The organism is Streptomyces sparsogenes, from assembly GCF_001704635.1.
Lineage (GTDB): Bacteria > Actinomycetota > Actinomycetes > Streptomycetales > Streptomycetaceae > Streptomyces > Streptomyces sparsogenes.
In genome coordinates, this window is the sequence record NZ_MAXF01000038.1 from 134,761 (window position 1) to 148,901 (window position 14,141).

Annotated in this window: 12 protein-coding genes; 5 read left to right on the forward strand and 7 right to left on the reverse strand. The window is 74.8% G+C overall.

Annotated features, from left to right (window positions below):
• Nucleotides 1–136: 136 nt before the first annotated feature.
• Complete coding sequence (locus BBH68_RS08605) at nt 137–1,102, forward strand: RNA polymerase sigma factor SigF (RefSeq protein ID WP_174588992.1); 966 nt, start codon at nt 137–139, stop codon at nt 1,100–1,102.
• 145 nt (nt 1,103–1,247) lie between these two features.
• On the opposite strand, the gene BBH68_RS08610 is transcribed toward BBH68_RS08605, so the two are convergent.
• Nucleotides 1,248–1,868 carry a TetR/AcrR family transcriptional regulator gene (locus BBH68_RS08610; RefSeq protein ID WP_245737959.1) on the reverse strand — a complete coding sequence of 207 codons (621 nt, stop codon included), beginning with the start codon at nt 1,866–1,868 and terminating at the stop codon, nt 1,248–1,250.
• A 156-nt stretch (nt 1,869–2,024) separates the two neighbouring features.
• Here BBH68_RS08610 and BBH68_RS08615 point away from each other — a divergent pair, with 156 nt between their 5' ends.
• A complete protein-coding gene (locus BBH68_RS08615; protein ID WP_065960349.1) occupies nt 2,025–2,957 on the forward strand; it encodes a zinc-binding dehydrogenase in 933 nt (310 codons plus the stop codon).
• 48 nt (nt 2,958–3,005) lie between these two features.
• On the opposite strand, the gene hutI is transcribed toward BBH68_RS08615, so the two are convergent.
• The 4 genes from hutI to hutU all read right to left on the reverse strand — a co-directional run bounded on the left by hutI (nt 3,006) and on the right by hutU (nt 8,531).
• Complete coding sequence (gene hutI, locus BBH68_RS08620; RefSeq protein WP_065960591.1) at nt 3,006–4,175, reverse strand: imidazolonepropionase; 1,170 nt, start codon at nt 4,173–4,175, stop codon at nt 3,006–3,008.
• A gap of 104 nt (nt 4,176–4,279) precedes the next feature.
• Nucleotides 4,280–5,629 carry a formimidoylglutamate deiminase gene (locus tag BBH68_RS08625; RefSeq protein ID WP_065960350.1) on the reverse strand — a complete coding sequence of 450 codons (1,350 nt, stop codon included), beginning with the start codon at nt 5,627–5,629 and terminating at the stop codon, nt 4,280–4,282.
• On the reverse strand, nt 5,620–6,807 hold the full coding sequence (locus BBH68_RS08630; protein ID WP_104531259.1) for an allantoate amidohydrolase: 1,188 nt from the start codon (nt 6,805–6,807) through the stop codon (nt 5,620–5,622). Before BBH68_RS08630 ends, BBH68_RS08625 begins: the two co-directional genes overlap by 10 nt.
• 59 nt (nt 6,808–6,866) lie before the next feature.
• Nucleotides 6,867–8,531, reverse strand: coding sequence for a urocanate hydratase (gene hutU, locus BBH68_RS08635; protein WP_076972185.1), 1,665 nt, complete (start codon nt 8,529–8,531; stop codon nt 6,867–6,869).
• 197 nt (nt 8,532–8,728) lie between these two features.
• Between hutU and BBH68_RS08640 the strand changes: the two genes are divergently transcribed.
• The 3 genes from BBH68_RS08640 (at nt 8,729) to BBH68_RS08650 (ending at nt 11,837) form a co-directional block, all read left to right on the forward strand.
• Nucleotides 8,729–9,769 carry an MDR family NADP-dependent oxidoreductase gene (locus BBH68_RS08640; RefSeq protein WP_065960354.1) on the forward strand — a complete coding sequence of 347 codons (1,041 nt, stop codon included), beginning with the start codon at nt 8,729–8,731 and terminating at the stop codon, nt 9,767–9,769.
• 58 nt (nt 9,770–9,827) lie between these two features.
• Complete coding sequence (locus BBH68_RS08645; protein ID WP_065960356.1) at nt 9,828–10,283, forward strand: MerR family transcriptional regulator; 456 nt, start codon at nt 9,828–9,830, stop codon at nt 10,281–10,283.
• A gap of 153 nt (nt 10,284–10,436) precedes the next feature.
• On the forward strand, nt 10,437–11,837 hold the full coding sequence (locus BBH68_RS08650) for a type III PLP-dependent enzyme domain-containing protein (RefSeq protein WP_065960357.1): 1,401 nt from the start codon (nt 10,437–10,439) through the stop codon (nt 11,835–11,837).
• A 402-nt stretch (nt 11,838–12,239) separates the two neighbouring features.
• Here BBH68_RS08650 and BBH68_RS08655 read toward each other — a convergent pair whose 3' ends face one another.
• On the reverse strand, nt 12,240–12,827 hold the full coding sequence (locus BBH68_RS08655) for a hypothetical protein (protein WP_245737961.1): 588 nt from the start codon (nt 12,825–12,827) through the stop codon (nt 12,240–12,242).
• 104 nt (nt 12,828–12,931) lie between these two features.
• Entirely contained in the window at nt 12,932–13,879 is a 948-nt protein-coding gene (locus BBH68_RS08660; protein ID WP_245737962.1) for a MurR/RpiR family transcriptional regulator, read from the reverse strand.
• Nucleotides 13,880–14,141: the final 262 nt, after the last annotated feature.

Sequence of the window (14,141 nt, forward strand, 5' to 3'; positions counted from 1 at the left end):
TGGACTTGCCACGTGGAGGTGATTGCGGGTAGGCGTAGAGAGACACATCCGCCACGTACCGGCTTTGGAGGCGCCGCAAACCGCATCAGCTCGTAATGGCGTCGGCAGCCATATGCCGAGAATGAGGGAGGAGACTATGTCACCCCGGCTCGACGAATCGCGCACCGATTCCTCTGTTAACACATCAGCCACTCAGGACACTCGGATCACCGCCTCGTCGACAATCGCAGCACCACGGTCCGCACCCGACCCGGACGGCCCCCCGGCCCCCGGGCACTCTTTCGAGGACCTGCCCGAACTGGCCGACCTACCCGAGATCCCGCCGTACGAAACGGTGGGGCCGGTGGACGCGCGGGCGTTGTCCAAGACCCTCTTCGAGCGGCTCGAGGCCCTTGAGGAAGGCACCCACGAATACGCGTACGTCCGCAACACCCTGGTCGAGCTCAACCTGGCCCTCGTCAAGTTCGCCGCCTCCCGCTTCCGCTCCCGCAGCGAGCCCATGGAGGACATCGTCCAGGTCGGGACCATTGGCCTGATCAAGGCCATCGACCGCTTCCAGCTCAGCCGGGGCGTCGAGTTCCCCACGTTCGCGATGCCGACCATCGTCGGCGAGATCAAGCGCTTCTTCCGCGACACCAGTTGGTCGGTGCGGGTGCCCAGGCGGCTGCAGGAGCTGCGGCTGGACCTCGCCAAGGCCGGTGACGAGCTGGCGCAGCGGCTGGACCGCGCCCCGACCGCCGCCGAACTGGCCGAGCGGCTCGGCATCACCACCGCCGAGGTCATCGAGGGCATGGCCGCGAGCAACGCGTACACCGCCAGCTCGCTGGACGCCCAGCCGGAGGAGGACGACTCCGAGGGCGCGCTCGCCGACCGGATCGGCTACGAGGACCACGGACTCGAGGGCATCGAGTACGTCGAATCCCTCAAACCCCTCATCGCGAATCTTTCACCGCGCGACCGGAAGATTCTCTCGCTGCGCTTCGTGGCGAATATGACCCAATCGGAAATCGGCGACGAGCTGGGCATATCCCAGATGCACGTCTCCCGGCTGCTGTCGCGCACACTCGTCCGGCTCCGCAGGGGCCTGATGATCGAGGAGTAGCGCTCACCGCAGACGGATAAGGGCCCGCCCCCGTGGGGGACGGGCCCTTATCCGCGTCCGCGTGCTTTCCTTTTACGTACAAATCCCGTACGGAATATGACGCCCCGTCCGCACAACGGCTCCCGCGCGGCCGGTCCGCCCGCCGCTAGTCGCCGGCGGTGCCCCGGGCCAGCTCCGCGACCTCGGGGATCGCGTCGAACGCCTCCCGCGTCCTGCTCCGCAGCGCGTCGCGCCCGGGGTCGCCGGGCTGCCCCGCCCACTCCTTGAGCGCGTGCCGCCAGGCCGCCAGCATCAGCTCGAACAGCAGCCGCACCCGCAGCTCGTCGGCCGGGTGACGGCTCGCGACGGAGGCCACGAGCGCGTCGGTGACGTCCGCGCAGTGCCGGAGGCTGTGCGCGGTCAGCGCCGGGGTGCGGTCGGCGAGCGCGCGGCTGGCGCGGAAGCGGCGCTCCCAGCCGTCCGCCATGTCCGCCACCGACGCGAAGAGCGTGTCCTGAAGCGTCGTCAGCAGCGGGCCGGTCAGCGGCCGCGCCTCGATGCGCTCGGCGTACGCGCGCCACAGCTCCTTCTCGGGCGCGAGCGCGACGTCCTCCTTGGAGGCGAACGTGCGGAAGAAGGTGCGCTTGGACACCTCCACCGCGGCCACCAGCTCGTCGAGCGTGACGGCGGCGAATCCCTTCTCCGAGAAGAGCGCCAGCGCCGTCTCGACGAGGGCCTCTCGGGTGCGCAGCTTCTTGCGCTCGCGCAGGGGCAGTTCGTTCACCACGCCGGGCAGCCTACCTCCCGGCGCCGGATGCGTCTCCGGCGCGTTCGCCTCTTGGGGGCTCATGCCTTTCATGCGCTTATGCCACTTGAAGGCTTATGCCACTCAGTGGCACTATGCGGACCTCGTGATCAACTCTTCCGGACCGCGGAGGCGGACTTGCGCGCACTGACGATCGACCACACGGCCCCCGGGCATCTGACCCTCGCCGAGGTACCGGACCCCGAGCCCGCGCCCCACCAGGCGCTGGTGCGAGTCGAGGCGTTCTCGCTCAATCACGGCGAGGTCGCCTTCGAGGTGCCCGGCGGCGCCGAGGGATCCGTACCCGGCTGGGACGCGGCGGGGGTGGTGGAGCGGGCGGCCGCGGACGGCTCGGGCCCGGCCGTCGGCACGCCCGTGGTCACCGTGGGCGCCGCCGGCGCCTGGGCCCGGCTGCGGGCCGTGGACACCGACCTGCTGGGCACCGTCCCGCCCGGCACCGACCCCGGCGCGGTCAGCACCCTGCCGGTGGCCGCGGGCTCCGCGCTGCGCGCGCTGCGCCGCCTCGGGCCGATCCTGGGCCGCCGGGTGCTGGTGACCGGCGCGGGCGGCGGGGCCGGGCGCTTCGCCGTCCAGCTCGCGGCCCGGGGCGGCGCCCAGGTCGTCGCGGCCACGTCGGACCCGTCGAAGGAGGCGGAGCTGCGGGCGCTGGGGGCGCACGAGGTCGTCGTGGGCACCGCGGTCAGGCCGTCGGAGCCGGTGCACGGCGTGATCGACCTGATCGGCGGCGCCGGGCTGGTCGCCGTCTACGAGGCGCTGGCGCCGCACGGGACGCTGGTCGCGCTCGGGCACACCGGCGGCGACGGCGAGAGCTTCCCGTACGGGGCCCTGTTCGGCCACCAGAACCGGCACAACCGGTCGATCACCACGTACTTCCTGCTGGACGACGCCGACGGGCTGGGCGCGGACCTGTCGTGGCTGGCCGGGCTCGTGGCGCGCGGCGAGCTCGACCCGCAGATCGCCTGGCGGGGCGACTGGTCGCGGGCCGCCGAGGCGGCCGAGGCGCTGCTCGGCCGCCGGGTGCGCGGCAAGGCGGTGCTGGACGTGGGCTGAGCGGCGTGGGATGAGCGGCGTGGGATGACCGGCCCGCCGCGGGCGCGGTCAGATCAGCTCGCCGCCCCGCCAGACCGCCGCGACGAGGGGGACGCCGGGGCGGTAGGCGAGGTGGACGTGCGAGGGGGCGTCCAGCAGGGTCAGATCGGCGCGGGCGCCCGGGGAGATCCGGCCGACGTCGGTGCGGCGCAGGGCCCGCGCCCCGCCGGCCGTGGCCGCCCACACGGCCTCGTCCGGGGTCATCCGCATCTCGCGGACCGCCAGCGCCACACAGAAGGCCATGGAGCTGGTGAAGGACGAGCCCGGGTTGCAGTCGGGCGAGAGCGCCACCGTCGCGCCCGCGTCCAGCAGCCGGCGCGCGTCGGGGTACGGCGAGCGGGTGGAGAACTCGGCGCCCGGCAGGAGGGTGGCGACCGTGTCGCCCTGGGCCAGGGCGTCGACGTCGGCGTCCGAGAGGTGGGTGCAGTGGTCGGCGGAGGCGGCGCCCAGCTCGACGGCCAGCTGGACCCCGGGGCCCCGCGTCAGCTGGTTGGCGTGCACGCGCGGGGTCAGGCCGTGCCGTACCCCGGCGGTGAGGACGGCCCGGGCCTGGTCCCCGTCGAAGGCGCCCTCCTCACAGAACACGTCGATCCAGCGGGCGTGCGGGGCGCAGATGTCCAGCATCGGGCCGGTGACCAGGTCCACGTACGCGGCGGGGTCGTCGGCGAACTCCGGCGGCACCACATGGGCGCCGAGGAAGGTGACCTCGTCGGTGTGGGCGGCGGCGATCTCCAGCGAGCGGGCCTCGTCCTGGGAGGTGAGGCCGTAGCCGGACTTGATCTCCAGGGTGGTGGTGCCCTGGCGGAGCGCCTCCCGGACGTAGTGCGCCACGTTGGCGCTCAGGTCCTCGTCGGAGGCGGCGCGGGTGGCGGCGACGGTGGTGCGGATGCCGCCCGCGCTGTAGGGGCGGCCGGACATCCGGGCGTTGAACTCCTGCGTCCGGTCGCCCGCGAAGACCACGTGGGAGTGGGAGTCGACGAAACCGGGGAGCAGCGCCCGGCCGCCCGCGTCGACCCGGCTGTCGGTGGCGGGTGCTTTGCTTGACTCACCGACCCAGGCGACGCGGTCGCCGTCGATGACGACGGCCGCGTCCTGGATCAGACCGAGGGGGCCTTCGCCGAGGGAGGGGTCGTTGGTGACGAGGGTGGAGATGTCGATGATGGCGGTGGCGGTCGTCATCGCGGGGGCGTTCTCCTTCATCGGCCGCCGCGGCGGCCGTCGGGTCGGTTCCGGCGGGGCGGCGGCCCGGCCGGCGCCGCGGCTTCGCGCCGGGCGGTCACGGCTCAGTCCCGCAGGGCCGCGACGGCCTCGGCCAGGGCCTCGGGGACGCGCGGGACGAGCTGGTGCGCCCCGTCCCGTACGACATGGCGCCCGCCGACCACGGTGTGCCGGACATCGGCGGCCGTGGCCGCGAATACGGCCGTCTCGGCCCCGAGCCGGGGCGGCGGTCCCGCGGTGCGGACGGAGTCCAGCGCGATCGTCGTGAGGTCGGCGAGGGCGCCGGGCTCGATCCGGCCCGCGTCGTCCCCCCAGCCGAGGGCGGCGTGGCCGTCGACGGTGGCGGCGCGCAGCAGCGCCGGGGCGCTCCAGTGGCCCCGGGTGCGGGTGTGCAGCCGCTCGTCCATCTCCATGGCGCGCGCCTCTTCCAGGATGTCGATCACGGCGTGGCTGTCGCTGCCCAGGGACAGCGAGGAGCCCGCGTGCTGGAGCTGGGCGGCCGGGCCGATGCCGTCGGCGAGGTCGCGCTCGGTGGTGGGGCACATGCACACCCCGGTGCCGGAGTGGCCCAGCAGCCGGATGTCCCCGGGGGTGAGGTGGGTGGCGTGCACGGCCGTGGTGCGCGGGCCCAGCACCCCGTGGTCGGCGAGCAGCCGGGTCGGGGTGAAGCCGTGCGCCTCCACGCAGGCGTCGTTCTCGGCGGTCTGCTCCGAGAGGTGGACGTGGAGCGGCGCGGCGTGGTGGTCGGCCCAGCCGGCGACGGTGCCGAGCTGGTCCACGGGCACGGCCCGCACCGAGTGGACGGCCGCGCCGATCCGGGTGTTGGCGTCGGCCTTGAGCGCGCCCACCCGCTCCGCCCAGGCATGAGCGGTGCCGTCGGAGAAGCGGAGCTGGTGGGTGTCGGGCTCGGCCCCGAAGCCGGAGGACAGATAGCAGGTGTCGAGGAGGGTGATCCTGATCCCGGCCTCGGCGGCGGCCGCGATCAGCGCCTCCCCCATGGCGTTGGGGTTGTCGTAGCGGGCGCCGCCGGGCGCGTGGTGGAGGTAGTGGAACTCGCCGACGCAGGTGATGCCCGCCATGGTCATCTCCGCGTAGACGGCGCGGGCCAGCTCGAAGTAGCTGTCCGGGGTCAGCTTGTCCGCGACCCCGTACATCACCTCGCGCCAGGTCCAGAAGGTGCCGCTGCCCGCCTGGACCACGCCCCGCAGGGCGCGGTGGAAGGCGTGGCTGTGGGCGTTGGCCAGGCCCGGGAGGGTCAGCCCGCGCAGCCAGACGGCGCCGGCGGGCGGCACGGGCGTGTTCGGCCGCACCTCCTTGATCCGTCCGTCGACCGCGGTCACGATGAGCACGTTCGGCTCCACGCTCTCGCCCAGCCAGGCGTGCTCCGCCCAGTAGGTCTGCGCCGTCAGTGACACGCCAGGCCCTCCAGTACGTCGGCGAGTGCTGTCACCCCGGCGAGGCAGTCGTCCTCGGCCGCCGTTTCCGCGGGCGAGTGCGAGACGCCTGTGGGGTTCCTTACAAACAGCATGGCGGTCGGCACGGACGCGGACAAAATGCCCGCGTCGTGGCCCGCGCCGGTGGGCAGGACCGGGGCGCCGCCGAGCAGCCGGGCCAGCTCGTCGCGGAGGCCGTGGGCGAACTCCACCACGGGTGTGAACGACTCCCGGGTGACCGTGACCTCGACCCCGTCGCGCTGCCCGCGCTCGACGGCCGCGCGCTCGATCTCGCCGACGACGGCCGCGAGGGTCTCCTCGTCGGGGGCCCGCGAGTCCAGCCAGCCCCGCACCAGCGAGGCGATGGCGTTGACCCCGTTGGGCTCCACGCCGACCTTGCCGAAGGTCGCCAGCGCCCCGGCGGTCCGCGCCTTCTTGCGGGCCGCGAGCACGGTGTTGGCGTAGGTCAGCATCGGGTCGCGGCGGTCCTCGAGACGGGTGGTGCCCGCGTGGTTGGCCTCGCCGTGGAAGTCGAACCGCCAGCGGCCGTGCGGCCAGATCGCGGAGGCGACGCCGACCGGGTGGGCCGTCTCGTCCAGGGCGCGGCCCTGCTCGATGTGCAGCTCCACGAACGCGCCGATGCGGGCCAGCCGCTCCGGGTCGGGGCCGATCGCCTCCGGGTCGTACCCGGCCCGCTCCATGGCCCGCGCCAGGCTCACCCCGTCGCCGTCGCGCAGCGCGTGCGCCTGCTCGGCGCTCAGCTGCCCGGCGCTCAGCCGGGAGCCGACGCAGGCCAGGCCGAAGCGGGCGCCCTCCTCGTCGCCGAAGTTGACGAGGGCGAGCGGCTTGGCGGGCCGCGCCCCGCGCGAGCGCAGCTCGTCCAGGGCGGCGAAGGAGGAGACGACGCCGAGCGGGCCGTCGAAGGCGCCGCCGTCCGGCACCGAGTCCAGGTGCGAGCCGGTCACCACGGCGTCGCCCGCGGCCGGGTCGCCGAGCCAGGCCCACTGGTTGCCGTTGCGGTCCTCCTCGTAGCCGAGCCCGCGGGTCTCGGCCTGGGCGCGGAACCAGGCGCGGCAGTCGGCGTCGGCGCCGGTCCAGGCGTAGCGGCGGTAGCCGCCGGTCTCGGTGTGGCGGCCTATGGGGAGCAGGTCGCGCCACATCTCGTGGAAGGAGGCGCCCGGCCGGTGGCCGGGGTGCGCCACCGGCTCGCGATCGTCGGTCACGCCGTCTCGCCCTCCCGCATCGGGACGCGCACGCCGCGCTCCGCCGCCACCTCGTCGGCGCGGTCGTAGCCCGCGTCGACATGGCGGATCACGCCCATGCCGGGGTCGTTGGTCAGCACCCGGCGGATCTTCTCGCCCGCCAGCGGCGTGCCGTCGGCGACGGTGACCTGGCCCGCGTGGATGGAGCGGCCCATGCCGACGCCGCCGCCGTGGTGGATGGAGACCCAGGAGGCGCCCGAGGCGACGTTGACCATGGCGTTGAGCAGCGGCCAGTCCGCGATCGCGTCCGAGCCGTCGAGCATGGCCTCGGTCTCCCGGTACGGGGAGGCCACCGAGCCGCAGTCCAGGTGGTCGCGGCCGATGGCGAGGGGCGCGGCGAGGGTGCCGTCGGCCACCATCTCGTTGAAGCGCTCGCCCGCCTTGTCGCGCTCGCCGTAGCCGAGCCAGCAGATCCGCGCGGGCAGGCCCTGGAAGTGGACCCGCTCCCCCGCCATCTTGATCCAGCGGGCCAGCGACTCGTTCTCCGGGAAGAGGTCCAGGATGGCCTTGTCGGTGGCCGCGATGTCCTTGGGGTCGCCGGACAGGGCCGCCCAGCGGAAGGGGCCCTTGCCCTCGCAGAAGAGGGGGCGGATGTAGGCGGGCACGAAGCCGGGGAAGGCGAAGGCGCGGTCGTACCCGGCGAGCAGGGCCTCGCCGCGGATCGAGTTGCCGTAGTCGAAGACCTCGGCGCCCGCGTCCATGAAGCCGACCATGGCCTCGACGTGCTTGGCCATGGCCTCGCGGGCCCGCTGGGTGAAGTCGGCGGGCTTCTCGGCGGCGTACGAGGCCATCTCGTCGAAGTCCACGCCCAGCGGCAGGTACGACAACGGGTCGTGGGCGCTGGTCTGGTCGGTGACGATGTCGATCGGGGCGTTCATGGCGAGCAGCTGGGGGACCAGCTCCGCCGCGTTGCCCAGCACGCCGATGGACAGCGGCTTGCGCTGGTCGCGGGCCTCGGTGGCCAGCTGGAGCGCGTGCTCCAGGCTGTCGGCCCGCACGTCCAGGTAGCGGTGCTCGATGCGGCGCTCGATCGCGCGCGGGTCGCAGTCGATACAGATGGCGACACCGTCGTTCATGGTGACCGCGAGCGGCTGGGCGCCGCCCATGCCGCCGAGCCCGGCGGTGAGGGTGATGGTCCCGGCCAGCGTGCCGTTGAACCGCTTGGCGGCGACGGCGGCGAAGGTCTCGTAGGTGCCCTGGAGGATGCCCTGGGTGCCGATGTAGATCCACGAGCCCGCGGTCATCTGGCCGTACATGGTCAGGCCCAGCGCCTCCAGGCGGCGGAACTCCTCCCAGTTGGCCCAGTCGCCGACCAGGTTGGAGTTGGCGATCAGCACGCGCGGGGCCCACTCGTGGGTCTGCATCACGCCGACCGGCCGGCCCGACTGGACCAGCATCGTCTCGTCCTGCTTGAGGGTCCGCAGGGTGCGGACCATGGCGTCGAACGAGCGCCAGTCGCGGGCGGCCTTGCCGGTGCCGCCGTAGACGACGAGCTTGTCCGGGTGCTCGGCGACCTCGGGGTCGAGGTTGTTCTGCAGCATCCGCAGGGCGGCCTCCTGCTGCCATCCCCGGGCGCTGAGCTCGGTACCGCGCGGTGCGCGTACGGGTCGCGGTCCTGACATGGGCCGTGCCTCCCTACGGTCGACTGGATCGAGATATTCACATCTTGACTGGAGTGAATAGAACTAGTCAATACCGGCTCGGGGGGTGTCGCGGGCGTTCGGGGGAGGCGGGCGGGCTTGTGGTTGACGTATACGTCAGGACTTACCGTCTCGGCGTCCCACCCCTCCGCCCCGCCCGCCACGCAGAGGAGCCGACCATGCCGCTGCCCGCCTCCACCCCGGCCGCCGTCCCCGCCACCCACCGGCAGGTGGTGCTGGCCGCCCAGCCCCGGGACACCCTCACCACCGGCCACTTCGAGGTCGTCACCACCCCCGTACCCGAGCCCGGGCCCGGGCAGGCGCTCGTGCGCAACCGGCTCATGAGCGTCGCTGCCGTGATGCGGCCCCTCACGCTGCCCGACCCCGACCGCTTCGGCCTGCCCCAGCTGCTCCAGCGGCCCGGCGACCCCATGCACGGCCCGGCCGTCGGCGAGGTGGTCGCCGCGCCGGGCACCGACCTGGCCCCCGGCGAGCTGGTCCGGCACCGGCTGGGCTGGCGCGAGTACGCCGTCGTGGACGCCGCCGAGGCGGAGCGCCTGACCCCGGGGGCGCTGCCCGACCCCGCCGCGTATCTGTCACAGGGCTTCGCCGCCTGGCTCGGGGTGGTGCGCGGGGCCGAGGTGCGGGCCGGGGACACCGTGTTCGTCACCGGCGCGGCCGGCGGGGTCGGCACGCTGGCCGGGCAGTTCGCCCGGCTGCGCGGCGCCGCCCGGGTCATCGGCTCCACCGGCTCCCGGCGCAAGGCCGACTGTCTGACCGAGGAACTCGGCTATGACGCGGCCGTCGTCCGGGGCGCCGGACCGATCGAGGACCAGCTCCGCGAGGCGGCCCCCGACGGCATCGACGCGCTCTTCGACAACGTCGGCGGCGAACAGCTGCTCGCCGCGCTCGCCGTGGCCCGACGGGGCGCCCGCTTCGCCCTCGTCGGCGCGCTGTCCGCCCAGCTGACCGGCGACGCCATGGCCACCACCGCGATCAGCACCTTCGACCTCATCGCCCGGGGCATCACCCTGCGCGGCGTCGCGGCCTTCGACCACCGGGACGCGTATCCCGAGTACGAGCGCGAGTTCGGCCGCGCGCTGCGCGAGGGCGCGATGAGCTACCCGCACACCCTGCTGCGGGGCATCGAACAGGCGCCGCGCGCGCTGTGCGAGCTGGTCGAGGGGCGCCATGTCGGGGCGGTGCTGGTGGAGTTGTAGGCGGCCCCCCACGACAATGACGCTCAATGCGGAAGGGAACGGACGGAACGGGGGACCCATGCGGATCGGGGACGCGGCCGCGGCCGCCGGGCTGACGCCGCGCGCACTGCGCTACTACGAGCAGCGCGGACTGCTCACCGCGCGCCGCACGCCCTCCGGCCACCGCGACTACACGCCCGAGGACGTGCGACATCTGCGGGCCGTCCGCGAGCTGCTGGCGGCCGGGCTGACCATCGAGGACGTACGGACCCTCGTCGCGGCCATCGCCGCGCTGCCGCAGGGCCGCCGCGGGGTGAGCCCTCCCACCGCCGGGCCTCGGGCCGACGGGGAGCCCGGCCTGTGCACGCTCCCCAACGCGATCGTCCGGCGGCGGCTGGCGTATCTCGACGAGCGCATCGAGCGGCTGACGGAGCTGCGCGACGGGCTCGCGCAGCGGGTCGGCGGCCCGCTGCGCGACCTGGGCCGCGACCTCGGCCATGACCTGGCCCCCGCGCGGACCCCCGCGGCGGGCTAGCCGAGCCCCGCTCGACGCCCCCGCTCAACGCCCCTGCCGCCGGGCGGTTCGCCCGGCGGCACGGCGCCGCCCGGCACGTTCTGACGTCTCTCACCGCGAGGCCGTGGGCCGGACGGGCTGCGCGGCCGGGCGGCGCGGTGGTTGGCTGAGAGCATGACATCGAATCCGGTCGTAGCGGGGGCAGGAGCGGGGGCCGGTTCGGCCGTCCGGCGGGAGCGGGCGGTGCGGGCCGCGGTGGAGCAGGGGCTGATCGGGGCCGACCAGCCCGTGGTGGGGCTGCTGGACGTGGCGGGGATCCGGGCCGCGGCGGCCGAGCTGCGGGCCGCCTTCGACGAGGTCGTCGCGCCGGGCACCCCCGTGCTGCACGCCTTCGCCGTCAAGGCCGCCGCGCTCGTCCCCGTCCTGCGGCTGCTGGCCGACGAGGGGATCGGCTGCGAGGTGGCCAGCCCCGGTGAGCTGGCCCTGGCCCGGGCCGCGGGGGTCCACCCCGAGCGCATCGTGCTCGACTCCCCCGCCAAGACCCACGCCGAGCTGCTCGAGGCCGTCGAGCTCGGCATCGCCGTCAACGCCGACAACCCCCAGGAGCTGGCCCGCCTCGACGCGCTCGTACGGCCCCGGACCGGCCCCGGGTCGACGCCGCCGCCCGGCCCGCTCGGGCTCCGGGTCAATCCGCAGGTCGGCGGCGGCAGCATCGGGGCGCTCAGCACCGCGACCGCGACCTCGAAGTTCGGGGTGGCGCTGCTGGACGTGGGGGCGCGCGAATGGGTCGTGCGCGCCTTCACCGAGCGCCCCTGGCTGACCCGGCTGCACGCGCACGTCGGCTCCCAGGGCTGCCCCCTGGACCTGATGGCGGCGGGCGTACGGGCCGCGTACGAGCTCGCCGAGGAGATCAACCGGGCCGTCGGCCGACAGCAGATCGACACCCTCGACATCGGCGGCGGCCTGCCCGTCAACTTCGGCTCCGACGAGGTCACCCCCGGCTACCGCGACTACGCCCGGCTGCTGCTCGCCACCGTCCCCGGGCTGTTCGACGGCCGGTACGGGCTGGTCACCGAGTTCGGGCGGTCGCTGATCGCCAAGTCCGGCACGGTCCTGGCCCGCGTCGAGTACGCCAAGTCGGCCGGCGGCCGCCCGATAGCCGTCACCCACGCGGGCGCCCAGCTCGCCACGCGCACCGTGTTCGCCCCCGAGTCCTGGCCCCTGCGGGTCGCGGCGTACGACAGCGCGGGCCTCCCCAAACCGACCGGCCCGGACGGCCCGGTCCCCCAGGACGTCGCCGGCCCGTGCTGCTTCGCGGGCGACCTGGTCGCCGCCAACCGCCCCCTGCCCCGGCTGGAGGCCGGCGACCTGGTCGCGCTCCTCGACACCGGCGCGTACTACTTCTCCAACCACTTCGCCTACAACAGCCTCCCCCGCCCCGGGATCTACGGCTTCTCGGCCGAAGGCGGCGAGGACGCCCGCGTGCACTTCGCCCCCGTGCGCTCCCCCCAGTCCCTCGACGAGATCGTCACCGAAAGCGGCGGCGACCACGCGAGCGCCCTCGCGGGCCTCTGACGGGCAGAGCGCATGGGCGAGGCTCCGACGGGCGGGGCGCGCGGGCGCCTGGCCTGGGGGCGGCAGCGGCACCCGGCCGCGGGCGCCGCCCGCCGCGCCACGCCACGCCCGCCACCGCGCGGGCGCCAGAGCGGCTGTCAGGTCAGCGGCGCCGGCGTCCCGCTGGGGCCTGACCGTCGGGCGCGGGCGGCGCGAAAGGCCGCGTGGCCGCGCGACGGCACAGCGCGGAAGACGAGCACACCCGCCCTGCCACAGCCCGCGCCCCGCACAGCACCGCCATAGCGGCGGCACCGACGCGGCTGTCAGCGGCGGGCCCGGAGTTCGGGTGCCGCGGCGCCGGGGCCAGGGCGTCGGCATGGCCGCCGACACCCGCGCGACGGCGCGGCACGCGCGGTGGCAGCGTCAGCGCGCCGCCAGCTCCGCCGTGCGGCTTCGCTTCGCTCCGCCGGGGCGGGCGTCGCCGGCGACGATGCCGGTGGTCTGGTAGGCGGTGACGTTCCTGCCCGCCGGCCTGCCCCGGGTCACCCACTCGACGCGCACCCACAGCAGCGCGTCGTGCGTACGCTCCCAGTGGCCCAGCCAGCGCGCCTTGGCCCACAGGCCGGCGCCGATGCCGGCCAGGAGCATTCCGGCGGTGGCGGGCACGGCGAAGGAGGAGCCGACCGCGGCGAGGAAGGCGAGCAGCAGCCACCAGCGGAGGGCGCGGCGCCGGGCCCGTAGGGTCACCGCGCGGTCCTGGAGGTACACGGCCCGGCCCGCGCGGGAGGCGGCGCGCGCCAGTTCCCGGTAGCGGCCCCGGCGGGCCAGGAAGGTCGCGGCCGCGGCGATCAGGAACAGCGCCGCCCCCGCCAGTACTCCGATCCGGCGCCCGGTCAGCCCCGGCACCCACACCCCGACGCCCGCGGCCAGTACGCCCAGCCACCACAGCCATCCCGCCGGCGCCCGCACGACCACGGCCACCCGCGCCAGCGCATATGCCCCGCGCCCCACGACAGACCTCCTCAGCATTCGGCTCGGATACGAGTACAAGCCGTACATACAGCCGTTCGCGCACGGACTCTAGTCAGCGGGCGTGAGAATTCGCTGAGACTCGCTCATTCCGCGAACAGCCCGCGCGCCGCGGCCTTGGCGTCGAACTCCTCCAGCCGCGCCTGCGCGTCCGGCAGCGCGTCGCACATCGCCTCCAGCAGCACCCGCCCCAGCAGCATCGGCGCGCAGGCCGTGTCGAAGGCGAGGCCGGTGCCCACCGCCGCGGGCAGGAGCAGGTCGCTGTGGCGGGCGACCGGCGCGAAGGCGCTGTCGGCGACCGTCACCACGGTCAGCCCGACGGACCTGGCGTACTCCAGTCCCTCGACGACCTCGCGCGGATGGCGCGGCAGGGCGAAGCACAGCAGCGCGGTCGCGCCCGCGCGCACCGCCGCGTCGACGCGGTCGGCGAGCATGGTGCCGCCCTCGTCGAGGAGGCGTACGTCCGGGTGGACCTTGCGCGCGAAGTACGCGAAGCCGCCCGCCTGGGCGGAGGCCGCGCGCAGGCCGAGCACCGGCAGCGGCCGGGACTCGGCGAGCAGCCGCCCGGCCCGGACGACCGGGGCCGGGTCGGCGAGCAGGGACGCGAGGTGGCGCAGGTTGTCGATCTCCGACTGCACGGCCTGCTGGTACTCGTTGTACGAGTCCTCGCCCGCCCCCCGCTCGGCGGGGGCGACCTCCCTCAGGTGCCTGCGCAGCGCCGGGTAGCCGTCGAAGCCCAGCGCGACCGCGAAGCGGGTCACCGAGGGCTGGCTGACGCCGGCCAGCTCGGCGAGTTCGACACTGGAGAGGAACGGCGCGTCGGCCGCCCGGCGCACCATGCAGTGGGCGATGCGCCGCTGGGTGGGGGTCAGCCGGTGGCCCTCGAAGAGCTGCTGCAGCCGCGCGGCGCCGCTCCCCGCCCCGGCCTCGTCCTCCGCCCCGGCAGCCCCGGAGGTCCCGGCAGCCCCGGACGTCCCGGCAGCCCCGGCCGCCCGGGCCTCCGCCTCCGCCGACGCCCCCGTGTCCGTACTCATCGCTCGTCTCCTGCCCCTGTCCTCTGTCCCCGGCGCCCGACCCGGCTTCTATTCACCCATCCACGACTGTGCATGACTATATGCAGCCGCGGCAAGGAGAGTCGCCGTCAACCGTCGCCCGGCGTCCATCCCCCTCACCCGCTCCCATCCCCCTCGCCCGCGCCCATCCCCCTCACCCGCGCCCTCGGTGGCTTCATTTTCAGCCACATTGCCCGACCGCCGGATCGGCCCGACGGACACCACCAGCGACAACCCGGGTTCC